General features: G+C 37.7%; 29 protein-coding genes and 2 pseudogenes. 7 read left to right on the forward strand and 24 right to left on the reverse strand.

Annotated elements, in window-relative coordinates:
• Positions 1-67 precede the first annotated feature (67 nt).
• The 5 genes from V7138_RS15530 to V7138_RS15550 form a co-directional block, all read right to left on the reverse strand.
• Positions 68-1,312: an aminopeptidase gene (locus V7138_RS15530; protein WP_335398935.1), complete on the reverse strand. Its 1,245-nt coding sequence runs from the start codon at positions 1,310-1,312 to the stop codon at positions 68-70.
• Between the two features lie 286 nt (positions 1,313-1,598).
• Complete coding sequence (locus V7138_RS15535) at positions 1,599-2,180, reverse strand: YpmS family protein (RefSeq protein WP_335398937.1); 582 nt, start codon at positions 2,178-2,180, stop codon at positions 1,599-1,601.
• 24 nt (positions 2,181-2,204) lie between these two features.
• Positions 2,205-2,987: a GDSL-type esterase/lipase family protein gene (locus V7138_RS15540; protein ID WP_335398939.1), complete on the reverse strand. Its 783-nt coding sequence runs from the start codon at positions 2,985-2,987 to the stop codon at positions 2,205-2,207.
• 184 nt (positions 2,988-3,171) lie between these two features.
• A complete protein-coding gene (locus V7138_RS15545; protein ID WP_335398942.1) occupies positions 3,172-4,017 on the reverse strand; it encodes a metallophosphoesterase in 846 nt (281 codons plus the stop codon).
• Between the two features lie 72 nt (positions 4,018-4,089).
• Positions 4,090-4,641 (reverse strand): YkoP family protein, encoded by a 552-nt coding sequence (locus tag V7138_RS15550; RefSeq protein WP_335398945.1) that lies wholly within the window; start codon positions 4,639-4,641, stop codon positions 4,090-4,092.
• A 143-nt stretch (positions 4,642-4,784) separates the two neighbouring features.
• Between V7138_RS15550 and V7138_RS15555 the strand changes: the two genes are divergently transcribed.
• Positions 4,785-4,934 carry a hypothetical protein gene (locus tag V7138_RS15555; protein WP_335398947.1) on the forward strand — a complete coding sequence of 50 codons (150 nt, stop codon included), beginning with the start codon at positions 4,785-4,787 and terminating at the stop codon, positions 4,932-4,934.
• Between the two features lie 39 nt (positions 4,935-4,973).
• Here V7138_RS15555 and V7138_RS15560 read toward each other — a convergent pair whose 3' ends face one another.
• Entirely contained in the window at positions 4,974-5,534 is a 561-nt protein-coding gene (locus tag V7138_RS15560; RefSeq protein ID WP_335399056.1) for an SCO family protein, read from the reverse strand.
• Positions 5,535-5,870: 336 nt separating this feature from the next.
• On the opposite strand from V7138_RS15560, the gene V7138_RS15565 reads away from it, so the two are divergent.
• Entirely contained in the window at positions 5,871-6,491 is a 621-nt protein-coding gene (locus V7138_RS15565) for a YitT family protein (protein ID WP_335398949.1), read from the forward strand.
• A gap of 29 nt (positions 6,492-6,520) precedes the next feature.
• On the opposite strand, the gene cysC is transcribed toward V7138_RS15565, so the two are convergent.
• Genes cysC through V7138_RS15590 form a run of 5 tightly spaced genes read right to left on the reverse strand, consistent with a single transcriptional unit; the run spans position 6,521 to position 10,305 of the window.
• Complete coding sequence (gene cysC / locus V7138_RS15570) at positions 6,521-7,120, reverse strand: adenylyl-sulfate kinase (protein WP_335398951.1); 600 nt, start codon at positions 7,118-7,120, stop codon at positions 6,521-6,523.
• Between the two features lie 10 nt (positions 7,121-7,130).
• Positions 7,131-8,279, reverse strand: a complete 1,149-nt coding sequence (sat, locus tag V7138_RS15575) for a sulfate adenylyltransferase (protein ID WP_335398953.1) — start codon at positions 8,277-8,279, stop codon at positions 7,131-7,133.
• A gap of 25 nt (positions 8,280-8,304) precedes the next feature.
• Entirely contained in the window at positions 8,305-9,012 is a 708-nt protein-coding gene (locus tag V7138_RS15580; protein ID WP_438824363.1) for a phosphoadenylyl-sulfate reductase, read from the reverse strand.
• Positions 8,993-9,553, reverse strand: a complete 561-nt coding sequence (locus tag V7138_RS15585; RefSeq protein ID WP_335398955.1) for a histidine phosphatase family protein — start codon at positions 9,551-9,553, stop codon at positions 8,993-8,995. The genes V7138_RS15580 and V7138_RS15585 overlap by 20 nt, the downstream gene beginning before the upstream one ends.
• Positions 9,538-10,305, reverse strand: coding sequence for a phosphosulfolactate synthase (locus tag V7138_RS15590; protein ID WP_335398957.1), 768 nt, complete (start codon positions 10,303-10,305; stop codon positions 9,538-9,540). The genes V7138_RS15585 and V7138_RS15590 overlap by 16 nt, the downstream gene beginning before the upstream one ends.
• A 269-nt stretch (positions 10,306-10,574) precedes the next feature.
• Here V7138_RS15590 and V7138_RS15595 point away from each other — a divergent pair, with 269 nt between their 5' ends.
• The 3 genes from V7138_RS15595 to V7138_RS15605 all read left to right on the forward strand — a co-directional run bounded on the left by V7138_RS15595 (position 10,575) and on the right by V7138_RS15605 (position 12,736).
• Complete coding sequence (locus V7138_RS15595; protein WP_335399060.1) at positions 10,575-11,798, forward strand: MFS transporter; 1,224 nt, start codon at positions 10,575-10,577, stop codon at positions 11,796-11,798.
• Between the two features lie 15 nt (positions 11,799-11,813).
• Positions 11,814-12,101: a hypothetical protein gene (locus tag V7138_RS15600; RefSeq protein ID WP_335398959.1), complete on the forward strand. Its 288-nt coding sequence runs from the start codon at positions 11,814-11,816 to the stop codon at positions 12,099-12,101.
• Positions 12,102-12,223: 122 nt separating this feature from the next.
• Entirely contained in the window at positions 12,224-12,736 is a 513-nt protein-coding gene (locus tag V7138_RS15605; RefSeq protein ID WP_335398960.1) for a PCYCGC motif-containing (lipo)protein, read from the forward strand.
• 112 nt (positions 12,737-12,848) lie between these two features.
• Here V7138_RS15605 and V7138_RS15610 read toward each other — a convergent pair whose 3' ends face one another.
• The 3 genes from V7138_RS15610 to ilvA form a co-directional block, all read right to left on the reverse strand.
• Positions 12,849-13,691 (reverse strand): DegV family protein, encoded by an 843-nt coding sequence (locus tag V7138_RS15610; protein WP_335398961.1) that lies wholly within the window; start codon positions 13,689-13,691, stop codon positions 12,849-12,851.
• A 136-nt stretch (positions 13,692-13,827) separates the two neighbouring features.
• Positions 13,828-14,079 (reverse strand): DUF2535 family protein, encoded by a 252-nt coding sequence (locus tag V7138_RS15615; protein WP_335398963.1) that lies wholly within the window; start codon positions 14,077-14,079, stop codon positions 13,828-13,830.
• Positions 14,080-14,150: 71 nt separating this feature from the next.
• Positions 14,151-15,422, reverse strand: a complete 1,272-nt coding sequence (gene ilvA, locus V7138_RS15620; protein WP_335398965.1) for a threonine ammonia-lyase IlvA — start codon at positions 15,420-15,422, stop codon at positions 14,151-14,153.
• A gap of 226 nt (positions 15,423-15,648) precedes the next feature.
• Here ilvA and trhA point away from each other — a divergent pair, with 226 nt between their 5' ends.
• Positions 15,649-16,302, forward strand: a complete 654-nt coding sequence (gene trhA / locus V7138_RS15625; protein ID WP_335398967.1) for a PAQR family membrane homeostasis protein TrhA — start codon at positions 15,649-15,651, stop codon at positions 16,300-16,302.
• 19 nt (positions 16,303-16,321) lie between these two features.
• Here trhA and V7138_RS15630 read toward each other — a convergent pair whose 3' ends face one another.
• The 10 genes and pseudogenes from V7138_RS15630 to V7138_RS15675 all read right to left on the reverse strand — a co-directional run bounded on the left by V7138_RS15630 (position 16,322) and on the right by V7138_RS15675 (position 23,536).
• The gene (locus V7138_RS15630; RefSeq protein WP_335398969.1) at positions 16,322-16,816 is read right to left on the reverse strand and encodes a dihydrofolate reductase; all 495 of its coding nucleotides are present in this window, start codon (positions 16,814-16,816) and stop codon (positions 16,322-16,324) included.
• 68 nt (positions 16,817-16,884) lie between these two features.
• Positions 16,885-17,181 (reverse strand): annotated as a pseudogene (gene thyA, locus V7138_RS15635) (thymidylate synthase); the annotation flags it as partial.
• A 152-nt stretch (positions 17,182-17,333) separates the two neighbouring features.
• On the reverse strand, positions 17,334-18,110 hold the full coding sequence (locus tag V7138_RS15640; protein ID WP_335398971.1) for an NUMOD3 domain-containing DNA-binding protein: 777 nt from the start codon (positions 18,108-18,110) through the stop codon (positions 17,334-17,336).
• Positions 18,111-18,240: 130 nt separating this feature from the next.
• A pseudogene (locus V7138_RS15645) lies at positions 18,241-18,900 on the reverse strand (thymidylate synthase); the annotation flags it as partial.
• Positions 18,901-18,957: 57 nt separating this feature from the next.
• Positions 18,958-19,671, reverse strand: coding sequence for an anthrax toxin lethal factor-related metalloendopeptidase (locus V7138_RS15650; protein ID WP_335398973.1), 714 nt, complete (start codon positions 19,669-19,671; stop codon positions 18,958-18,960).
• Between the two features lie 193 nt (positions 19,672-19,864).
• On the reverse strand, positions 19,865-20,458 hold the full coding sequence (locus V7138_RS15655; protein ID WP_335398975.1) for a YpjP family protein: 594 nt from the start codon (positions 20,456-20,458) through the stop codon (positions 19,865-19,867).
• Between the two features lie 356 nt (positions 20,459-20,814).
• Entirely contained in the window at positions 20,815-20,946 is a 132-nt protein-coding gene (locus V7138_RS15660) for a YuzL family protein (protein WP_335398977.1), read from the reverse strand.
• Between the two features lie 94 nt (positions 20,947-21,040).
• Complete coding sequence (locus V7138_RS15665; protein ID WP_335398979.1) at positions 21,041-21,823, reverse strand: class I SAM-dependent methyltransferase; 783 nt, start codon at positions 21,821-21,823, stop codon at positions 21,041-21,043.
• A 43-nt stretch (positions 21,824-21,866) separates the two neighbouring features.
• Positions 21,867-22,301 (reverse strand): BrxA/BrxB family bacilliredoxin, encoded by a 435-nt coding sequence (locus V7138_RS15670; RefSeq protein ID WP_335398981.1) that lies wholly within the window; start codon positions 22,299-22,301, stop codon positions 21,867-21,869.
• A gap of 110 nt (positions 22,302-22,411) precedes the next feature.
• Entirely contained in the window at positions 22,412-23,536 is a 1,125-nt protein-coding gene (locus V7138_RS15675) for a conserved virulence factor C family protein (protein WP_335398983.1), read from the reverse strand.
• Between the two features lie 408 nt (positions 23,537-23,944).
• Here V7138_RS15675 and V7138_RS15680 point away from each other — a divergent pair, with 408 nt between their 5' ends.
• Positions 23,945-24,979, forward strand: a complete 1,035-nt coding sequence (locus tag V7138_RS15680) for a C40 family peptidase (RefSeq protein ID WP_335398985.1) — start codon at positions 23,945-23,947, stop codon at positions 24,977-24,979.
• Positions 24,980-24,983 lie beyond the last annotated feature (4 nt).

Below are 24,983 nucleotides of genomic sequence, written 5' to 3' on the forward strand. Positions count from 1 at the left end.
TCCAAAAATTCTCAAAAAAAAGCCCAAGAATAGGCTTAACATAAGCCGTCCTTGGACTCGATTACCCTTATATTGCCCAATCGCCATTACGGAAAATTGGAACAACGGTACCGTCTTCTTTAATACCATCAATATCCATGTCGCTTGAACCAATCATGAAATCAACATGCACGGTTGAAACATTCAAGCCATTCTCTTTTAACTCGTCTTCATTCATTTTCGTTCCACCTTGAAGGTTCGTTGGATAGGCCGCACCAATCGCAAGGTGATTTGACGCATTTTCGTCGAATAATGTATTGAAGAAGGTGATCCCAGATTGTGAAATTGGTGATGGATCTGGAACTAACGCAATCTCACCAAGTCCTGTTCCACCCTCATTATCAAATACCAATTTCTTCATAATTTCATCTCCAGTTTCTGCAGAGATGTCTACTATTTTTCCATCTTTAAAATGAACTTCAATACCCTCGATTAATGTACCAGCATAGCTTAATGGCTTTGTACTGCGAACCACTCCATCCATGCGGCGTGTGTCTGGAGCTGTGTACACCTCTTCGGTAGGCATATTTGCGATAAACTCTTCTCCTTTTGGATTATAGCTTCTTGCACTTTCCCAAATATGATTTTTCGGTAAACCCAGCTTTAAATCAGTTCCAGGTGCACGATAATGAAGTGCATCAAACTGGATCTCATTTAATTTTGCTGCCTTTTCATTCAAGATTTGTGTATGCTTTTCCCATGCTGCAACAGGGTCGTCCTCATACACACGGCATGTTTTGAAAATTTGATCCCAAAGTGCATCTACCTGCTCCTCAGACGTTGCTAAATGAGGGAAAACTTTAGCAGCCCAGCCCGCTCCGGCCGCGCCAGCAACTGTCCATTTTAAATCATTATTTTGTGTGGCAAGACGTTGAACCTTGAAAGCCTTAGCAGCTTTATTTTGAAAAGCTGAAATTTTAGAAGGATCAACTCCGCTTAAATAGCCTGGGTCACTTGACACAATCGATAGTCGACAAACATTATGATTGAGTACATGATCCTCAGATTCCTGAATTTCGTAATCTGGTATATCAGTTAGCACCTCTTCAGACTGGTGTAGAAAATGCTCTTTTGTAATTTCGTCATCGGACCATTTGATAATAACCTTTTCAGCTCCTAGAGCATAGGCCTCTTTTGTCACCAGACGAGCGAGTGGGGCTTGGTCGACTGTAATGGTCATTTTTACCCAATCACCTTTTTGAACATTCAGTCCATTTGCGACCAAAAGCCTCGCATATTTTTGTAAATTCTCCTCAAAATGTGGAAGAACCATATTATTACCCCCTTTACATATGTATATCATTATATTAGCATAACTACTTAAAAAAATACTAATTGCATGAGCCTCTTAACGTAAAATGCTATTTTCCAACTATATATATTTTCATTTTATCTTTTCTAGTACATGTTTCATTTTCTAACCAATAATCGATTCTTCTGAACGCCTTTCCATAAACATATCCTCTCTCGCTTACATGATATCTTTATTAATTCAACAAAACAGTACTTTACTCCTTTATTCATACGAAAAAAGAGCAAACCAATCAATGATTTGCTCTTTAGTCCATCGGAACCTGTAATTTGAATTTTAACTCGTCCTTACTTAAGTCAAAGGTATCAACTTCAACCTTTGTGTCGCTTTTCATTTTCATCTCAGATAAATAGACATAGATATCTTGTTTTTTTGCATCAATCTGAACCCACTCCGGTAGATTGTAATAGTCATTAATATAGCGTAGAACAAATGTTACCGGCAGGCTCACTTGACCAACCGTAAAAGCTTCCTGTTGCAGAAGCAAATCCCCGTTGTCAAGCACCTTAGGCTTAAAGGTCATCACCATATCAATCTCTTTACCGAATACCGTTATCTGCCCAAGCAGCATCACCCGCTCTGTCAGTAACACCTTATATTTTAGCGGATTATCCTTTGCTTCTTTTTTCAAAAAATTATTGATAACCCTTGTGAGGTCCTCTTTATTCGTTTCAACAGATAAATTTACATGATCCTTTGAAATTGCCTTTTCTTTTGGTGTCACTTCTTTATTTGGTGCAAAAAACAGCCCTGAAAGAACGAGCACACCTACGAGATTAATCAGAAGTAGTGAAAAAAACAAGACCTTCCATTTATTTTTTATCCTCATCAAAGACCTCCTTTACGAAGGAAATCACTCCATCATAATTGCTTCAAAAATTCTCTCACTCATTAATTCGTACCCTTTTGCGTTTGGATGGAACTCATCTTCTGCTAAAAGATTATCACTTGTTTGACTAAATACATCATCCACTTCAACAAATTTAGTTTTGTCAAATTCAGAAAGTATGGTTTTGCTACCATCGTTCCAATTATCAACAATTGTATTAATTTCAGTAGAAAGATCGATAAACCAGCCAAATGGATTGTATAGACCAACCAATACAATTTCTCCATCACTATTAAGTTTTCGGATATTTTCAAGCACTTTATGAAGGCGAACCTCATATTTTCCTTGTTCTTTTTGGAACACATTTAGTGATAGATCAAAAAGATTTTCTTTAACAATTTTCATTATATCATTTCCACCGATTGTAATGATAATGATGTCCGCACCGGCAATTCCATCCTGTACTTCCTCATTCTCCAATCTTTTTAGTAGGTCTGATGTTTTATGCCCTTTCACGCCAAAATTCTCAAGAGTTACGGATTTTACCTCTTTTTCATCGAGCAACTTTTCCTCTAGTAAGGAAGTATAGCCTCCCTGTTTCTTTTCATCCCCGACACCCTTTGTAAGAGAATCACCGATTGACGCAATACGAAGATCCTTCGGGATAAAATCATCCGGTATATCTTGCTTCGGAGTTAAGCCTGTATCATGGTCACTTGTGGCTATACCTGCTGTCGCAGGTATCCCACCAGAGCATCCACTCATCAGTAAACTAGTGATAATAATAGCTATAATTGGATTTTTCATCATGGTCACCTACATTTCCTTTTGTGACTGTTGTCTACAAGTTTAGTATTATAGCATACGTAAAAACAGCTTTAACGATTCCTGTTTCAAAGAAATAACATGAATCTGAGGTAATATTTTTAATAATCGTAAAAATTAAACCAAGTCACATACAATGTAGAAAAAGACGTCGATATGGACGTCTTCAAATCGCTTGCCTTGCACTTCCTGCTCCAAGTGTAAGCGTATGAATGGTAATTTCAGGATTACTTCGCACACGAATATTGATACCTGTTTGACCTAAACCCTCATTAATATAAAATGGTTTTCCATCATGTGTATGAAGACCTTTTATCATCTTCATTCTAACAAGCTTCCCCATTTTTACCAAGTGATAGGGCTTCGGATAACAAATTTGTCCGCCATGAAAATGACCGGACAATAAATAATCAAAATGAAAATCCTTCATATGCAAAACTAGGTTTGGATCATGAGTGAGTACAAGATTATAACCCGCCTTTAACGATGCATAGGATTCTTTAAGATTACTTCGTTTCGTACTAAAATCATCAATCCCAATGATATTCAAACGATGTCCATAAATCACGAGAGACTCATTTTCATTTTGAAAAGTTTTAACCCCATATTCCTGTAGTAGCTGCTTTAATTTTTCAAAATTTTTCTTTTGTAAAAAATAATCATGATTACCAAACACCGCATATACTCCATGTGTCGGAGCGATTTTTTGAAAAACATTTAGAAACGGAACAAGCTTCGGAATACTTCGTTTTCGATCTAAAAAATCACCCGTGATTGCAATCAAATCAATCTTTTCATCTTTAACTTTATTATATAACTCTTCAGGTGTAATTGATAGATTTTCAAGATGTAAGTCTGATAGGTGGAGAACATTGACCTGCATCGGATCCACAATTTCATGAGTTGGTCTAACAACAATCTTATTTAAATTCACCTTGTAGGTGTTTTTATTTGCTTTTCTAAAAAAATAAAAAACCATCAAACTCGCAATAATGATAATAAAAATGCCCACAAAAAAACACCACCTTTTCTTCTTCCATTATAAATAATAGAATTCGAAAAGTTAGTGGTAATGAATGGATACCTAGCGATACAATTCAAATAATTTGTTTTTAGACATAAATAAATACATGGGCTGTCTTCTGAGACTCTGCGCTGAAATATTCGATACTGCCATACAATACATCGGAAGAAATACCATTAGTTTAAACCAAAGATAGACTTTATTTGATATTGAAATGGATTCAAAACCTAATCGCCTGCTCCCCTTGTTTAATGCAGTAATGCCAATAATCCCTTTAATTTCATTCTTCTTTGGATGGTTATGAAGATAGTTAGCAACTCCTGGTAAAGCATGCTTGACATGCTTATAAATAAGTCGTGCCTTTGATGTTTCACTTTTTAACCGAAGCAGCTCCCTTAGCAAAATTACATTATGTAGGTGGATTTTAATTAATAAATCGTTTTTCTTAATTTCAGTCCCATCTGCAAGAATACATGACCTACCTTTGTATTTTGTCACTTTTACACGTAAAATCTCCTTTTCCTCCACATAAGTAAGCCGAGTGAATGCATAATAGATCGGGTCAAGAATCGTCCAAATAGTTATCACGCACAGCTTCATTCTTGCGAGCATTAAAAGATCCCCTTTTACATTCATTTACATTTACATTTTCTCTTATTGGTGAAAAATTTATTTTGGAAAAGTAAGGCAGGATAAGAGGGAGAATCTTTTTCAAAACTATGTTCAAAAAGGTTTAAACGAAACGAGGTCATATTATGAAAAAAGAGCGTGAAAATCAACCAGAGGAAAACCAAGAGTTCCCTGAACAAATTTCAAGTGGCTGCTTCACCTTCACAAGCCATGAGTTGTTCTGGAAAGAGCTTGAAACGATTGTGGAAGATGGTGTCCAACAAACAGAAGATTAAGAAGCAAAAAGGACTCCGCCTTGGAGTCCCTTTTCCAACCTATAGGATTGTTTTAATATCTTCTATAATTTCTTCATATGGAGTGTTTTCAACCCCATTGTACTCTTTTAAAACAGTGCCATTTTGGTCAACTAAGTAAAATTTGATCACATGAATAACTTGATCCTCACCTTCAGGCTTTGCAACTAACGCTTTAAAGCTGTCCTTCGCAAATACAGTTATCTCGTCAAGAGTATAACCGGTTAACAGATGCCAGTTGGATAAATCATCGCTATAGCCTTCAGCATATTCCTTTAACACTTCAGGTGTATCAACCTCTGGGTCAACAGAAAATGATACAAATTCAACATCTAGTCCCTCTTCCTTCACCATACCCTGTAGCTTAGCCATATGAGCTGACATTGGCGGACAAACGGTCTCACAATTTGTAAAAATCATATCCGCAATCCAAACCTTGCCTTTTAAATCCTTGAGGCTAAAGTCTTCGCCATTTTGGTCCACATAAGAGAAATCAGAAACCTCATAATTCAATGCATTTGGAATTCCACTCCCACATGCAGCTAAAACAAAAATAAGTGCAATCACAATTGAAAATTTAATTTTTTTCACATTTTCACCTACATTCAAATTTTCTCTTCTACATCCAGTTCCAGCGCCTGGGCCCTCGAGGTCACAAGCCAATCTGTCAAGAAGGTCAAAGAACAACCTTCTGGCCAGCTTGTCTTGTGCTTGTCGGGGCTGTACAAGTCGCTTGCACTTTTGTTATTCAATATCTCATTTTAAAGAATATAAGACAAACTTACAACATAAAAGGCTGTGAACAATTTTCGAACATATTGAATAGCCTGTCAACATAAAATGGACAAGGAGAGTGAGTTTTGGGAGGTTTACAAATATGAGGTATTATTTTCCTATTAAGAAAGGTCATGTTAATCAATGCCTAAAGTGGTAATAACCTATGTATGTATAGTTATTGGTGCATTTTTACAGGGACTAGGTATGTCCTTATTCTTGTTTCCTCATAACATTCCTTCCGGAGGTGCGGCTGGGCTCGCGATTTTAATGAATCATTGGACACTACTTCCCTTAGGCATGTCCCTGTGGATTGTCAATTTCTCCTTTTTAATTCTGGCTTTAAAATACTTCGGGTTTTCCTGGACTGTGAAAACGATGATTGCAGTAACAATCACCTCAGTTACTGTTAGCTTGGTTTCAACACTAGGCTCTTTTCTAACACCCTTTTTCTGGCTTGACCTCTTACTTGGAGCGATGATTTTCGGAGTGGGTGTCGGGCTTTTAATTCGAAGTGGATCATCAAGTGGAGGAATGGTTATCCCAACGTTAATGATTGCCAAATACAATGATTGGTCACCTGGCAAAGTCATGCTTTGGATGAATTTTTTTATCTTTTTATTAACAGCATCTGTTATTGATATTCGAATCGTCTTCTACGCCATTCTTTGTCAAACCATTTCAACGAATATCATTGACTATATCTATCACCTTAGAGCACCGTCCTTTATTTCAACCCCTTCCCTCGGTTGGAGAAAAAAATAAAGTAAGAAAGCTACAATCGCTTTCTTACTTTAAAGAATTTCTTTTTGTTTTAAATAATCAATTATCCTTTCAACCGATTGTGAGATGGTTAATTGATCTGTTTCGATCACCAGTTCAGGATGGTCAGGTTCTTCGTAAGGAGAGCTTATTCCGGTAAAATCGGATATCTCTCCGTTTCTAGCTTTTTTGTATAAACCCTTTGGATCACGATTTTCACAAATCGAAATTGGACACTTAACATAAACCTCGATAAATTCCCCGTGAGGAAATAAATTCCTTACCTGATTACGATCTTCTCGAAATGGCGAAATGAATGCGGTTGAAATGATTTGCCCACTATCTACGAAGAGCTTTGACACCTCACCGATTCGGCGAATATTTTCTTTCCGATCTTCCTTGCTAAAACCAAGCCCTGCATTCAAACCGTGGCGAATATTATCCCCATCAAGAACATAACTTTGGATTTTTTTTGAAAACAGCACCTGGTCAAGGGCATTTGCTAAGGATGATTTACCAGAACCTGAAAGCCCAGTAAACCAGATCACACAGCTTTTATGTTGATTTTGTTGTTGTCGATCTTGTTTTGTTACAGTTGATTGATGCCATATAATATGTTGTTCTTCGCCCATAATTCCCACCTTATATCTTCGTATATTGTTCAGCCATACCTCGAATGAGGACCTCGACTACCTCTTGTCTGCTAAATTCCTTTGGTGGTTTTTTACCCGCTTTCAGCATTTCACGTACTTTTGTCCCCGATAGGATCACATGGTCTTCTTTATTGTGAGGACATGTTTTGGCCGAAGCCATGTTTCCGCACTTTATACAGAAAAAGCTATGCTCAAAAAATAATGGCGTAATTCCTAGTTCGTCTTCTGTAAAATGGCTAAAAATTTGTTGTGAATCATAGGTGCCGTAATAATTTCCGACCCCTGCATGATCACGACCGACAATAAAATGTGTGCAGCCATAATTTTTCCGAACCAATGCGTGAAAAATAGCCTCTCTCGGACCCGCATAGCGCATTGCGGCTGGAAACACAGATAGAAACACTCTGTTTTTCGGGTAATATTTTTCTAAGAGAACCATATAGCTTTCCATCCGGATATCACTTGGTATATCATCGGCTTTCGTTTCTCCAACTAACGGATTTAAGAATAACCCGTCAACCACTTCTAAGGCAGACTTTTGAATGTATTCATGTGCTCGATGAACTGGATTTCTTGTTTGAAAGCCAACCACCTTTTTCCAACCTAGATGCTCAAATACTGCTCTCGTTTCGATTGGATCCAAGTAAAAGGTCTCGAACTTCTTTTTCTTTGGACGTTTTACCAAATGGATTGGCCCAGCAAGATACACATCTGGTTTTTCATACAATTTTTTTACGCCAGGGTGTAATGAATCTGTTGTCCGATACACCTTAAAGGCTTCCACTTCTTTATCTACCAAATATTTTTCGGTTACTTCGATAACGCCGTATACTTCACCATTATGAACCAATCGAATCTTTTCGCCGATTGAGATCTTCTTTGCAGATGTATGGTCCACTGCCAAAGTGATTGGGATTGACCATGGCAGGCCGTTTGTAAGTCTCATCGAGTGTAGAATTGATTCATAGTTTGCTTTTCCAATAAAGCCTTCAAGCGGACTGTATGCCCCTACTGCAAGTAATTCCAAGTCACTTAACTCCATATTGCTAAGCTCAATATGTTTATCGATTTGTTCATAGTCAACCGTAGGGTTGAAACGATTGACCAGTATACCGCCATGCGGTTTACTCAATGCCAATTTGATAACCTCCATTACCCAAACGTTATTTTACATGTAATCCGCATTCTGTTTTATCGGAATTCGCCCATCTCCCTGAGCGCAAATCACCGTTTAGCACCTGATTCGTACAAGGTGCACAGCCAATGCTTGGATAGTTTTTGTCGTGCAATTCATTATAAGGAAGATTGTTAAGCTGGATATAAGTCCAAACATCATCCCACGTCCAGTGAATCAGTGGGCATATCTTTATATTTTTGAATTTTTCATCCTTATTTAGGTATTCCGTATTTCTACGTGTTGGTCCTTGTTCGCGACGCAAACCAGAAATCCAAGCTTTCCTTCCTGAAAGAACTTCATTTAGAGGCACAATTTTGCGAATTTGACAGCATAAATTCGGATTTGTCTTCCACAACTCATCACCGTATTTATTTTCCTGCTCTTTAAGATTTAGTATTGGTTTCTTCAATTCAATGTTGAGAGTCGGATACTTTCCTTTGATTTTATCGATGAGTTCATATGTTTCTTTAAAATGGAGCCCCGTATCTAAAAACACAATACGTGCGTCTTTTTTAACCTTTGAAATGAGGTCGATTAATACAATTCCTTCCGCCCCGAAGCTGCAAGCATATACAATATCTTCTCCTGAATATGTGTGATATGCCCACTTTAAAATATCGTAATAGTCTTTGTTGTTGTAGATCACTTCCGTAACACTTTCCTCATTCCAGTTCTCATATGTGATGGCGCCCAATCTCAAATTCCTCCTCTCCAACTTGGATTGTAAGCATCTGATTGTTCTTCATTTCAATTTGATTCATTTCATTGATGTTCCCAAATTTTGAATAGGATAAGCATGCACGTATCCACGAACCATGCCCGAATACTAACAATGATTCGTAATCCTTGTATTTTTGTAAAAATGTACGCACTCGCATCTCCAGGTTCGCAATCTTTTCTCCAAGCACTATTTCACGTGGGTTTGTAAACCACTTATTTTTATGTGCTTCGATTAGTTGTTTTTTTTCTTTCCCTTCAAAGTCACCAAAATGAAGCTCATTTAACAACGGCTCAATTGTAAAATGTTTATATCCGTATGCGCTCGCTGTTTGTTGTGTTCGAATCAAGGAGCTTGCTAAAGTCAATGAATAATGTTGTTTTAACCTAAGTTTGTTTCGTTTGATTTCTTCTTTAGTTGTCTTCGTAATTTCTATAATAGGAATGTCATGACTACCTTGGAGAATCCCTTTCAAGTTCCATTCCGTAGGAAGATGCCTAATTAGGGTAAGTTCCATGCCTTCTCCCCCATGAAAAAGGTTTCACTGCGTAAGCCTAATCTTTGTGCTTCCAAAACAAGTACATCATTGATTTTGACGTTCCCGAGATTGACATTTGTACCAAATTGATTGATGAAAAACATTTGCTGCTTCGGTGTCGGCGCTTCAAAAATGACCCTATTCACATCAATATTTTTCGAAATTCGGTCAATCAACTCTGTATTGACGTTGCCTAATGCGTTGTAAATACCTGCAGTTCCCGAATCCCTTCCCTCGGTAATGACATATTTACAGCCTGTTGTTAAAAGCATGTTTATTTCATGCTCCCATTCTGACAACGGCATTTCCTTGTCTTGATCCTTGGAGCCGACTTCTGCAATAACATTAAAATGCTTCTTACATTTTTTGATAAGTGAAAGCCTTTTTTGAAGTGGAATATCCACTGTCCCATTTGAAATTTCAATCCATTCAATTCCAAGCTTCTGCAGGCTTTCAACATATTCATCAAGCCTATCTTGGACAAAGCTTTTTTCAAAAAGTGTTCCACCACAATATGGAATGATTTTATATTTTTTATAAAGATTGATTTTTTCTTGTAGGTTTGGGGTTACATAAGCGGAACCAATGCCGATCTTCGCGATATCTATATAAGCATGGTAGTCACTTAAGTATGACTTCAATAAGCCAATAGGCGTTCCAAAATCAGCAATTGAGGTAATTCCATAGTTTCGTTCTCCCTTTGTTCGCAATGGAACATTAAGAAAGTTCATAGACATAACTCCTCCTTTATCAACAAGCACTAAACCATCTGTTTAGAGTCTTTTTTTGTTATATACACCCATCTTCTTACAGTTGCTATGTTATTCAAAAATAGATAAATGGTGTATAGATTGGGCTTTTCTCTCACCTCTTCAAATTGGAAACTACTAACAGAATAAGTATCATTGCCATTTGAAAAAATAGTAAAGCAATCATTAATTCCACTTTCAATCCGTATATAAGGAGATGCAAAAACTTGTCCAGCAAAAATAATTCAGCAATGACAATTGTTGCGATTAGTTCAATTCCACTAATCCTTGTACTTGGAAATTCAATGCTCATCCCTGTCTTACCGCAGATGCAAAAAGAACTAGATATTAGTCAATTCCAGGTGAGTCTTGTCATTACTACATTCTCTGTAGCAGCAGCGATTTCAATCCCGTTGCTTGGTTATTTCTCGGATCGTTTTTCCAGAAAGGCCGTCATCATACCTGCACTGATTCTCTATGGTACAGGGGGACTTCTCGCTGGGGTTGCATCCGCTTGGTTTTCTAGTCCATATTTTTGGATCATGGCTGGTCGAGTTATGCAGGGTATAGGCGCAGCAGGAACAGCACCAATTGCAATGGCCCTTACAGGTGATTTGTTTAAAGGTGGCAAACAAAGCCGCGTCCTTGGCCTAGTTGAAGCCTCAAACGGCTTTGGGAAGGTCATTTCACCAATAATCGGGTCGTTACTCGCGTTGTTATTTTGGTATGCGGCCTTCTTCGCTTTCCCAATCTTTTGTTTAATTTCGGTACTTTTGACCATGTTCTTTGTCAAGGAGAAAAAGCAAAAGAATGAACCACCACCACTCAAAAAATATGTGCATGGATTATTTTCTGTTTTCAAAAATGAAGGAAGATGGCTATTTACAGCTTATCTTGCTGGCGCAACCTGCTTATTCACTCTGTTTGGGATTCTCTTTTATTTATCCGATGTATTAGAGAAAACCTACGATACAGATGGAGTACTAAAAGGGTTAATATTAGCTATCCCCCTTTTATGTATGACAACAACTTCCTATATTACCGGAAGTAAAATCGGTAAAAAGATGCCATTAATGAAAAAACTCATCATCATTGGGTTATTTCTTATGACAGCATCATTTGCCTTATTGGTCTTGTTTAAAAGCCTGATCCCATTTATTGCTGTATTAGCCATAAGCAGTATCGGAACAGGACTTGTTTTACCTTGCATTAATAGCTTTATCACAGGTTCCGTTTCGACTGAAAAGCGAGGTTTTGTCACATCTCTTTATGGATCTGTTCGCTTTTTAGGAGTGGCAGTTGGACCACCTATCTACGGCTGGCTGATGAACTGGTCTCGTGCTGGAATGTTTCTGACTACCGCATCATTAACATTAGTCGTTGGCCTGTTATGTATGATTTTAATCCATGTAAAAAAGAAAAAACCTAGTAAGGAAACAAATGATTCTCTGTTCAAAAAATTACAGGTAACGTAAAAAGGAGGAATTGTCTTGCAAATATTTGTTTCCCCAGAGCTAATGAAGGAAGAATGCCAAATTTTGAATATAGTCAATCAAGATAAGAAAGCCCTTGGTTATATCGCGTTTTTTCTTGATGATAAAAAAATGTATGTATATGGACATTGTGAGGAAATGGGGGTTAGCAAGGATTTCAAAGATACCATTACACCGTATATCCAAGGAATGGCGAAGGCAAAACCCGACTTAGATATTCTCTCCTACATATCCATCGGAGGAGAAAAATTAGAATTATCGGATGAAGAATCTGAAGGGGAGTAAGCACATTAATTACTCAAGGCTTCATTGGTACTGATCATTTCCCGTGAGGAAAAAGAATTTTAACCTTTTCTTATTTTGACAAAATGGTGAACTCATTTTGTGCAAGCACATGATATGTTAAAATGGGCTTACTAGATAAGGAAAGGTTTGTTCTTATGAAAAAAATAATCATATTTCTCACACTTGTTCTCATCTTTGGTTTGGTTGGCTGCTCGCAAAACAAGGAAAATCATGAGTCCAAAAGCGAAGATCATGTAATGGGAGATATCCGTGAAGAAACAGTCTCATTTAATGTGATGCCCTCTTTTTTAGATGGTAAGTCTGAGGATATGGTGACCATTTATAAAGCTGCGGCCATGCATCAGGATCTTTTAGAATCAATCCCTTGCTATTGTGGCTGCTCTGATTCTGTGGGGCACCGTGATAATTATGATTGCTTTGTTAATGAAAATAAAGACGATGCTATCGTTTGGGATGATCACGGTACAAAATGTATGGTATGTTTAGAAATTGCGGCTACATCTGTGATGGAGTATTCAAAGGGTAAATCACCTAGCGAAATTCGTGCTATGATAGATGAAACTTATAAAGAAGGCTATTCGACTCCAACACCAACTCCAATGCCAGAAATCTAAAAATTGGCGTGTGATTTGCTCACACGTCAATTTTTGTTAGATTAAGGCCTGTATTCACTTAATTTGTACAAAAAAGTGCCTCAGAGCTATAACTCCAAGACACCTACACAATCTATTCTACATAATACATAAAACCAATGGCTCCTGGGCCAGTGTGGGTGCTGATGACAGGAGTGGTTTCGACAATCTCAACATCAGTGTATCCGGTTTGTTTTTTAATCGCATCTTTTAAATTCGTTGCAAGTTCTACTGCATCGACTTGTGCGATTGCCACACTTTTTATCGTTTTATTACGTACATCCTCAGCAAATTTTTCAGTTAAGTATTTAACGATTTTTGCATGACTTCTAACCTTTGAAACAGGCGTATAGACACCATCCTGCAATGATGCAATCGGTTTAATGTTCAATAAAGATCCAATTAGTGCTTTCCCTTTTCCAATTCGGCCACCTTTTACAAGGTTCTCTAATGTATCAACGGTTACAAATAAGGTGGAATTTTCTCTAATTTCCTCAATCCGTTTGACAATCTCTTCTCTCGTTTGTCCTGCTTGTGCCATTTTTGCGGCTTCAACGACCTGAAAAGCTAAGGCTTTTGAAATATACATGGAATCAACCACGGTAACCTTTGAATCGCTTAATTTAGCCGCATTTTGAGCAGATGACACGGTACCACTCATTCCGCTGGTCATGTGGATTGAAAGGATTTCGCTGCCATCTTTTCCTAATTGGTCATAAAGCTCAACGAATTGCCCAACGGCAGGCTGTGAGCTCTTTGGAAGCTCTGCTGATTGCTTCATTTTTGTTAAAAATTCTTTTGGTGTAATGTCTACTCTGTCCAGATACGTTTCCCCATCAATCGTGATAGATAACGGGACGACGGATATCCCTAATTGTTTGACTGACTCCTCTGAAAGATCTGCTGTCGAATCTGTTACAATTTTTACCTTTGTCATACATTCACTTCCTACTGGTATACATCTATTTTCACAAAATAGTTTGTCCTTATTTAACAGGTATATTGCTCTTCTTTTCTGCTAAAATGCAAAAAAAAGAGCCGATTTCCCGTTTTAAAATCGGCTCATTCTAAAACTATGCATTATGTTTTAACATATCTAGTTGAAAAATGCGTTCATAATCAGTCCATTTTAGTACTGTCTTCAAATATTCACGAAACGAATAGATCTGTTTGGGACTTGATTTTGTCATAATTTTCGACAAAAATGCCTGCAAACGAAAATCGAGCATAAAGCGGTATGTGTTGCCATTCTCCAATACTGGAATTTCAATTACTTTAACCTTCTGTCCACAACTATTTTTGAACTCTAGGCTTTTAAATAGCAAACTATCAGTCCTTTTTCACCCGTTTCTTTCATTATACATGAGGACAAGCTGTTCGTCTTTGACTAATTATGTCAAATTAACAAATTAAATAATGTATTTTCCTTATTTAGTTCTCGAAATGGGAACCCTTTTTTAATCATTCGGTTCACTAAGGCCTCGTAGTCATTCTTATGCTTTAGCTCAATTCCAACTAAAGCCGGACCATTTTCCTTATTATTTTTCTTTGTATATTCAAATCGGGTAATATCATCTGTTGGTCCTAACACATCAAGTAGAAATTCACGTAATGCTCCCGCTCTTTGTGGAAAATTCACAATAAAATAGCATTGCAAGCCTTCATAAAGCATTGAACGTTCTTTAATCTCCTGCATTCTGCTGATATCATTATTCCCACCACTAAGCACACAAACAACAGTTTTTCCTTTGATTTTTTCCTTATACAAATCCAGGGCTGCTAGTGATAATGCCCCGGCAGGTTCTGCTACGATGGCATTTTCATTATATAAATCTAATATGGTTGTACAAACCTTACCCTCTGGTACGTCCACAATATCATCAACGAGTTGTTTACTAATTTCAAACGTTTTGTCACCAACCGTTTTAACAGCTGCTCCATCAACGAACTTATCAATTTTTGCCAAAGAGGTGACCGCGCCATTTGCAATCGAAGTTTTCATGCTAGCTGCACCCGATGGTTCAACTCCAATCACCTTTGTGTTTGGTGAAATGCTCTTCATATATGTTGAGATACCTGAAACCAGTCCACCCCCACCGATTGCTGCAAACACATAATCAACAGGTTCAGCACAATCATTTAAGATTTCAACGGCAACTGTTCCTTGACCTGCTATTACATCAGCATCATCAAATGGATGGATAAACGTACGATTTTCTTTTTCACAGCATACTACTGCTTCCTCATAGGAATCATCAAAAGTGTCACCAGTCAACACTATCTCAACATATTCCCGACCGAAAGCTTCTACTTGAGACACCTTTTGTCTCGGTGTGGTAGAAGGCATAAAAATTTTGCCTTGAATTTTTAGTGCAAAGCAGGAAAAAGCAACCCCCTGTGCATGGTTTCCAGCACTAGCACAGACCACTCCATTTATAAGTTCTTCCTCAGAAAGATTCTTAATTCGGTTATATGCTCCTCTAATTTTAAAGGAACGAACAATTTGTAGATCCTCACGTTTTATTAATAGGTTACATTCATAACGTTCAGATAATAATTCATTTCTTTGTAAAGGTGTATGGATTATAACATCCTTCAATGTTTGATTCGCTTTTATGATATCCTCTACATGGATCTCATCTAGTTTTTGTTTTACTTCGTGTGCCATGAGCCCATATCCCCTTTCACCTATTTCTACAACAACACAGTACAGTATTGAAGATTCAATTTGTTCATTATAACATGAATTATCCAATCTGTTGGGAAGTTTTCTAAATATTTTATTACTTTTTTATAATGTAAACACTTCCAATTTTAATTTAACGCATTATTTGTATTATGGTTTTTTTAGCAGTATGATTGGAAGAAGAAAATGGAGTTATGAGGTGGACGATATGACATTTCGGCAAGAGTCATTAAAAGAAGAAATTGCTAATTCGATTACACATGGTCTCGGCGTGTTATTAAGCATCCCGGCCCTCGTTATGTTAATTGTTTTTGCTGTTAAATATGGTGACGTTTGGCATGTTGTAAGCTTTTCGATCTTTGGGGCTACGATGTTTCTTCTTTACCTATTTTCAACCCTTTTGCATAGTATCACACATTTAAAAGCAAAAAAGGTGTTTGCGATCTTAGATCATTCAGCGATTTATTTATTAATTGCCGGCACGTATACTCCTTTTGTTTTAGTTTCGATTGGAGGCTGGCTAGGCTGGACGCTTTTTGGGATTGTGTGGGGATTAGCTGTCATCGGTATCGTGTTCAAAGTCTTTTTTGTAGAAAAGTTTATGATCCTATCTACCGTTTGTTACGTCCTTATGGGCTGGCTAATCATAGTTGGAATTAAGCCTTTATATGAAAGCATCGGGTTTAACGGCTTTATGCTGTTGCTAACGGGCGGAATTCTGTACACAGTTGGGGCTGTCTTTTATGTATGGAGAAAGCTTCCTTTTAACCATGCGGTTTGGCATTTGTTTGTGTTGGCGGGCAGTGCAGCGATGTTTTTCTCAGTGCTCTTCTATGTTGTGGATGTACCGTTTATATCTTAATAAAAGGAAACCCGCAGATTTAGTTCTGCGGGGTTTTTTCATATACCAAAAACGTATACTCATATGGGTTTTTTTCGTCCTTTATTCCTTTTTCCTTTGAAATAACCTTCCATTTTGCTTTATCAAATACTGGAAAATAAGTATCTCCTTCAAATTCCTCATCAATCTCAGTTATGTACAGACGCTCGGAATATGGAAGTATTTCTTTAAAAATCTCTGCACCACCGATCACAAATAATTCTTGATCGGTTTCTTTACTCATTTCCACAATCTCATCAATGGAATGAATCACTTTACATCCTTCAGCTTTATAGGAAGTGTCACGTGTTACAATGATGTTTTCTCGTCCCGGCAGAGGGCGTCCGATTGAATCATACGTTTTTCTCCCCATGATGATAGGGTGGCCCATCGTTACCCTTTTAAAATAAGCTAGATCAGCAGGTAATCGCCATGGGAGATCATTATCCTTACCGATTAATTGGTTTTTATCCATTGCTAGTAGTAATGAAATCATTTTAATCATCCTCACAAAAAAAGATCCTAAGGTCGATTATACCTTAGGATTCTATAAATAGAAATGCTTTATACGGCAACTGGTGCCTTAATTGCAGGATGTGGTTCGTATCCTACGATTTCGAGGTCGTCCATTTCAAAGTCAAAAACCGATTCTACAGCTGGATTAATATATAGATTCGGGAATGGTCGAGGGTCACGACTTAGCTGTAAATTTACCTGTTCAATATGATTTGTGTAAATATGGGCATCCCCAATTGTATGGATGAAATCCCCAACCTCTAATCCGCACTCGTATGCGATTAAATGAGTTAAAAGCGCATAACTCGCGATGTTGAAGGGAATTCCGAGGAAAAGGTCGCCTGACATGATCTTCGACTAGGTTCGCTACATCTAGCCCGTTCTCCTACGAACTGCTGTATGTCTCCATACAGATGAGACTATATCACGATCCAATAATGGACCCCTACCATTTCCACCTGCTTCGGTGTACTCCCAAAGGGATAGTCGTTAGGCATTTATGTTTCAAAATATTTATAAGTTGGAAAATTAGGTGACTTCAATCTATTTAGAATAGTAGCAGTAACAACCCCTAGTTGACGAGCGGCTTCGCTACAACTTTCATATATGATACCATCAACGAGTACAGGTCTTGTATTTGGTGGAAGGACACCCTTCATTTTTCTAGAAAGTTTTTTCTTAGTTTCTTCTGAATGCTCTCTACCATAGAATGAATTCTTTTCTCCTTTTCTTTGAGATGCTATTTCGGAAAGTTTCGACCTATGTTCCGGAGTTCTTACCGCCCCTTTTGCATAAGAGTTTCCTATACTAGCCTTGCTCATTTTCATCCTAGATTCAATACTATGACTTCGACCTGTCATTCCATTTACGTGACTACCATATACATCTCTTCTCTCATCCGGAGTCATCGAATTATACCGTTTCTCAAGAGATACCTTTATTTTTCTTACTATTTGTTCTCTATTCGGATGGTAAGAGATTAAGTCACCGCCACCAACAATTTGGCTCGTATTATATAGTTTATCTAACGAATCAAGTTGGTCTTGTTCAATTAATCTTGCCTCAAACTCGTTATTACAAAACTTATCAATCCTAAATTCGAAAGCCTCTTCACCATATTTATTCCATGCCCGTTGAAGTGGAATACAGTGATGTACTCCCTTTTTAAGTTCACGCCTATGTCTATCAAAGCGTTTTTCTACTTCAACTGAACTTCCAACATACAACTTTCCGTTTTCTAAATTTTGAATATGATAAACCCCAATAATCGGCATTTTCTCACCTTCTATTGTTTGATAAACGGAATACCTCGAAACAATTTAGCACGGGATTGTCTTTTTCAAGAGTTTCCCCGTTTAGGTAGGTTTTCTATAAGGATTACTCCCTAAAGGCGCTCATTTACAAACGCTGATACAACTGGCAACTCAATTTCCCATCTGCCACATAGAATTGGAACAGGCTGTGGCATGGTGGCAGTGCCATGAATTCCACATCGCCAGGGTTGTAGCCGACGACGAGATGGCGTCTGCTGTCAGGGTTATTTTTAATCTGGTTGATGACATTTTTCAACTGATCAATGGTCTCACCACGTGATGTTTCCCAGGCTCTCCACTGCTTCCCATAAACTGGACCTAGTTCGCCGTATTTAGCAGCAAACTTATCATTCTCTAATATTTGTCCTTTAAACTTATCCATCTCAGCTTGATATAACTCATTAAAATCTGGGTCCTTCTGGCTTCGATTACCGAAATCCGTCATATCGGGGCCATCGTATTCATCACTCTCAACCCAATTTTTAAAAGCCCACTCATTCCAAATGTTATTGTTGTTTTTTAGAAGATACCTAATATTCGTATCGCCTTTAATAAACCAGAGCAGCTCACTCGCAATTAGGCGGAAAGGAACTCTCTTCGTTGTAAGTAAAGGAAATCCCTTACTTAAATTAAATCGCATCTGGTACCCAAACACAGAAACTGTCCCCGTCCCAGTACGATCCATTTTTTTCGTACCATTTTCAAGAACATGCTTTAATAAATCCAGGTACGCATTCTCACCATGTTTCAATAAATTCACTCCCTACTAAACTTCATGCTATTATCTTACTACAAATAATAATCTAATTCATCGACTTTCTCCTAAATCTGCAAAAAGCTGATAAGTCATAGGAGCCGAAAGTTTCAATTGATTTCTTGACTGTTCAGAAAGATAGAACATTGCAAAGGTTTCTGCAAAATATTCCTCTGGATAGTCACTAAAATAGTCACGATGTGGAAATAATTGCTTCACTTCTTTGTTCCAGATCGCTAGAAAATAAGGATCCTCGCTGATTGAATCAAATACAAATTTGTCAATCGAATGTGCCAGCTCATGTAGTTCTAAATTGATAGACCCATGGCCTTTCCCTTTTTCACTATACCCTATCTTCGCTAGCACGACCTCTGAGCCACCAATTCCCGGCACAAGATCCCAAGTAGGACCATTTTCACTATATCCTCGGGGTTTTTCCCCCTTTAAATAGACTGCGGTAGGCTCATCTGTTAAAAGGCCTGTAAATAGCTTTAAGACAACTCCCTTGTCTACCAATCCTTGCAAAATAATGTCGTCAATTTGATTAACACGTTCAATCATTTGCGCAGCTTCGGATTCATTGAAATTTGTCTCAGGTAAAAAAATAATCTCTTTTAATGTTTTATAGTTTTTCAAATTTGAAGTTTCCGTATAAAGTGTGAGAGATTGATAATCTTTTAGTGGAACTCCGGAAGGGGACGCTTCACCAGGATGGTAGGTAAAGCCAACAAGAATAAACAGAAGTGTAAGAATACCTATTTTTTTCATAAGAATGCTCTCCCTAATTTCAATAGTTTCATAGATACATATAAGCGCACTCTTCTCACAAATAATAAAAATAGTATAACATGTTTTGAAAAATGAGTCTGCTAGATAAGATGTGGAAACTTCTTCTTAGAAATACAAAAAAGGCAGTCCAATGAGGTCACAAATGCGACCCCTGAACTGCCTTTTGCTCTTATTAACTTAGCCATTTCGGCGGTGTATTTTTATCCCAATAAATATCACCTAAAGCATGATGTGTTTGGAACCCATCATGATGTGTATGATAGTGGAAATTAAACCAAAAGCCATCCTGCGGTGGGTGGTCTTTGCGCACATGAAAGCGAACTATATCCTTCCCACTGGTTTTATCGAAAATATGGAAAATCTTTTCCCCATTTCCGCCAGACGGTTGTTCTGAAATTTCCAGTTGGTCAAGCTCTTCTGCTGGGTATTGCTCTGCTAATAACTCAATAACACTCTCAATTCTAGGTAAAATTTCAGTACGGAATTCATCTTCAATAACCGGTCCAATTTTACTTCCGAATTTCTCGAAGGATTTCGTTTCTGCCTGTGTCATTGCATACGTAACAAAGCTTCTACTGTCATATCCGTAATTCGATTCGAACTCAGAATATAGCTTAGACTCTGCAGCTTGTTCATTTATCGCATTTAACTTACTTGGCTTATCCGCATCTGCTTGCTCCATTGTGAGAGCAGGGGGAGGCGCTACCAATCCAAGCGTTAAAATGGAAAATGAAACAACCAATGCTTTTCGCAACCATTTTTTCATAACCTAAACGCCCTTTCAACACATTTAACCATATGCCCATTTTAACACAATCTCACAAAAAGTTTTACTATAAAAATAAGAAAATACAAAAAAATAAGGATAAATGCCCAGATAGGAAATGAGGGGAAATTCTTCATTTTAAAAACATAAGAATTATTTTGAAAGAATAAAGTTCATAAAATCTTCATTGTTTGATAAAATAGGGGTACTATACATATTGAAAGGTGGATTCTGGTTATGGAATGGATTTTTGGGATCGCAAGTGTCGTAACATTAGCTTATTTTATCTTTTGTTGTGTGAGTGAATAAGAAAACCCGCTTTCAAAGCGGGCTTTATTTTTTATGAAATATGTAATTTAGTTTTTCTTTTTCTTCTTCCTTGACGAATCCACTGCCATTCTTCCAGTTTCTTGATTCGTTGTCCCCTGTCCTTCTACATCAGAAGATCCTAATCCAATTGTTGTAGGATCTTTTTTTCGTTTTGCCATTGCTCATCACCTCCGTTATTTAACGTAACCAAAGGGGTGGCAAATTATCCCGCATCATGCACTAAGTCTCCAACAAATTAAGATTTTCATTTGATCAAGAACCTTCCACATCAATGATACCAAAATGGAATTTAGCTGATTTTCGTCTAAAAACTGTAAATCCATATTTGTCGAAATATTCACTTTTCCAATGGTCCTTAAGCACTATTTTTTGTTTTGCTACTCGTTTTGCTGCTTCGAGTACTTCAGGACTTAATGTGGAATAAATCGCAAAATTGCGGAGTCCCTTAATCCCTTCCGATTCCTCAATTGACTCTTCAAACATTGGATCAAAATACACGACATCAAAGCTTTTAGGAGGACAACTCGCTAAATAACTCTCATAGTTCTTATTCTTCACTTCAATTCGTGCCATAGCCTCATTCATCAACGGAAATCCGGTATCCCAGCTTTTCAACCCGCCTTTTAAAAGGTAAAACAGATATTTATCTCCTTCAAGAGAAACCACTTTTCCCTCCTCACCAACGACAAAACTTGCGACAATACTGTCAGAACCAAGGCCTAAGGTGCAATCTAAAATGGTGTTCCCTTTCTCCAAACCTGAAGCCTGAATGAATGGATCATGTTCACCTTTCATTAATCGCTTCATGCGAAACATTGCGGAATTCGGATGAAAGAAGAGTGGCTCGTCTCCAAGCAGAGGATGTATTTCAATCCGATTTTTCCCTACAACAAGGATATCGTCTTCAGTTTGTTCGTGAAGATTGAAAATAGAACGTTTTTTCCTCGGGATATATGTAACTTCAAGTTCAACAGCGACTTTATGCGCCAATTTGACCAAATCATCATTGGTTCGGCCTGCAGTTGTAACGATCATTTTATCACCTGTTTGCAAAAAAAAGATGTCGTCATGACATCCTTTAGCAATGCTTATTTAACGCGGAAGTAATATTTTCCATAATGCCTTCCATTGAATTTGTTTCAATTTCATGACGTGGAATGAAGTGTACAACTTCCTTGCCTTTCAATAAAGCCATTGACGGAGATGATGGTTCATAACCCTCAAAGTACTCTCTCATCTTCGCAGTTGCTTCTTTATCTTGACCAGCAAATACCGTTACAAGATGATCTGGCTTTTTCTCATTATTTAAAACAGCTTGTGTTACAGCAGGTCTTGCAAGTCCTGCAGCACAACCACACACAGAGTTTACAACAACTAGTGTAGTCCCTTCTGCTTTGTCCATGAAGTTTTCAACTTCTTCTTCTGTTTGAAGCTCGTTAAAACCCGCTCCCACTAGCTCTTGGCGCATCGGTTTTACGATTTGCTTCATATATTCATCATATGCCATTGACATATTAATCCCTCCCTCATTTTTCATAAAATAAGCATACTATTTTGTAGTAGCAAAATCAATTTTCAAACAATATCAATACCGATTTTTTATGTTTATAATGTAATCAACCTTTAGTTTTTTCTACTTTCTGTCATTTGCTTCCAAACGGAACCCTTTGCTTCCTCGCCACCTTCAATTCGTTCGATAGCCAGTTTAATTTGCATCTTCACTTCAAATTCCGGATCATTTTCTGCCGCTTTAAGGGCATCAAGTGCTGTTTCATCGCCAACCTCATATAAAAACATAGCAGCACGCCATCTAACTAGCTTACTTGAATCCTTCAACGCCTCACACATCGCAGCAATTGCAGCTGGGTCCCCGATATCTGACAAACAGTCACCTGCTGTTCTTCTTACTGTAACTGACTTATCTTTTAAAGCCTCGTACAGGTATGGTAGTACAGTAGGCTTTTCAATCATACCTAAATAAACAGTTGCTAACCGACGGATTGAAGGCTTTTCATCCTTCAATGCTTTAGCTAATACTGGAATATCATCTTCTTCTGGATCCATTTGTTCGAGGCTTGCATAGCGCTTTGTCCAATCAGGATCATCAAGCATCTCTGCTGTCACCTTATAGGATTGTCGTTTTTGGACAGTTAGAGCTGATGTTTGCTCTGAAATTTGTTTTACAATACGGTCTAATCGGTTTTTCGGGTAGGCTGCAGCAAGCTCATCCACAACTTCTTTTCCGATTTCATCATGATTGCCATAACGAACACCTTGTTCCTTCCATTCTCGTTCCAATACTACATTTCCTGATTCCTCTTGTGCACGAAGCAACGCATCTCTGAACACATCAGGTAAGCCAAAACGGAATTCTTGTTCACCGTCATGAAGCTTGACCTGCATTGGAAGACCTTTATACATTTGCACAAAAACCTTCACTTCACCAAAATGTTCGTCGAGCTTCTGTCCTTCGTTCTCACCTTCTATCACATCTTCTCCAAAAACCTTACGGACGTTTGGTAAAAGCTCCTGCCAGTCATATCTTGCATTTCTTTCTAGCGCTAAGAAATCGGCAACATGATAAACACCTTTAATTCCTTCGATTAACATAATTTCTTTAATAAGTGGTGGTGCTTGATCTATGTTGTCTTTTTTATAATTATTGCTTTTTCCCTTTGGTAGTTCCTCGTCTAATATAATCTTCATTGTATTCGGACTAGGTGTTGGTTCAATTGATTTAATGTTCATATCTACCACTCCTTCTCCTATGAAATCAACTACCGTCATTGTAGCATACGTTTTGCTCTTATATCTATTAAGAGACATTCGTTGATTTTATTCGATTTGTACTATTCTCATTTTTTTTCTATAGCTTAGTACATCTAGAAGCAACCAGGTTCTTGCTCTTTATCAAACTTGTCTTATTTTAGCGCTTAAGTACTAAATTTCAGCAATATTGTCATAATAGCTTAATAATCTAAATATCATAAATGTGTGTTCATCAAAAGGTTGTTTTCGCTTTGTTGTGATAAGGATTAAAATTGTTATTCGTTTTCTATCTTTAAGTACTAGTTCACTTCCATAGCCTTTTTATCCAACAAACCTTTCGAAAACTAGACTATATTTGCTTTTGCAAACCATCAAGGAGGAACTTCAATGAAAAAACGCTATGGAACAAAAGAAGCCATTGTCGTGACGTCACTTGCAGCTGGCTTTTTCTTTGGTGCCCCATTTGCAGCAGATGCATCTGAAAAGCAAAACCTAGATCCCTTACTAGACAAAAACTATCAATTTGATACAAAACAGGAATTACGATATGGCCATACGGGTTATCCGGTTCGATTTCTTCAATTTGAATTACATAAGCTAAATTTTTATTATGAATCAATTGATGGTCACTATGGCGCATCTACTCAAGAAGCTGTTAAAAGATTTCAAGAATTATATGAAATAAAGATCGATGGTATCGCCGGTGAAACAACACTAAAAAAATTAAACGAGGTCATTCTGCAGCCAAAGCCCCCTTTCTATGCTGTTGGAGACGAGGGCCCTGCTGTAAAACAGCTACAAACCAAATTGCAAAGATTGAGATTTTATAGTGGTTTGATAGATGGAAAATTCGAATCAGTCACAGAAGCGAGTGTTAAGGCTTACCAGAAGAAATTTAATTTGGAAGCAAATGGCCTTGCCACAGAAGAGACAATTGACCATATTATGAAAAATAAGAATGTTAGGGGTCTCACGATCAAAAAAGCGAAAGTAGTAACGGCACAACCTGTTACAGATTCCAATTCCGTAAGTAATGAGGTACCCGCTGAAACAATGGAAGCACCGCCTGTCGATGCTAGTGTGATTTCAATTGCAATGAATTATATCGGGGTTCCCTATGTTTGGGGTGGAACTTCACCAAATGGTTTTGATTGCAGTGGTTTTTTACAATTTGTTTTTGCTCAAAAAGGTGTTAACATTTCACGAACGGTTCCTGGTATTTGGAGCCAGGGGGCAAGTGTGTCTGCACCAAGCGTTGGTGATATTGTCTTTTTTCAAACGTATAAACCAGGTCCGTCACATGCTGGAATATACCTTGGAAACAATAAATTCATCCACGCTGACTCAACCGATGGTATAAGCATTGATGATATGACGATTAACTACTGGCAATCAAGATACTTAGGTGCGAAACGTCTATAAAACA

The organism is Bacillus sp. JJ1533, assembly GCF_036965045.1.
In the GTDB taxonomy this organism is placed as follows: Bacteria; Bacillota; Bacilli; order Bacillales; family Bacillaceae_L; genus Ferdinandcohnia.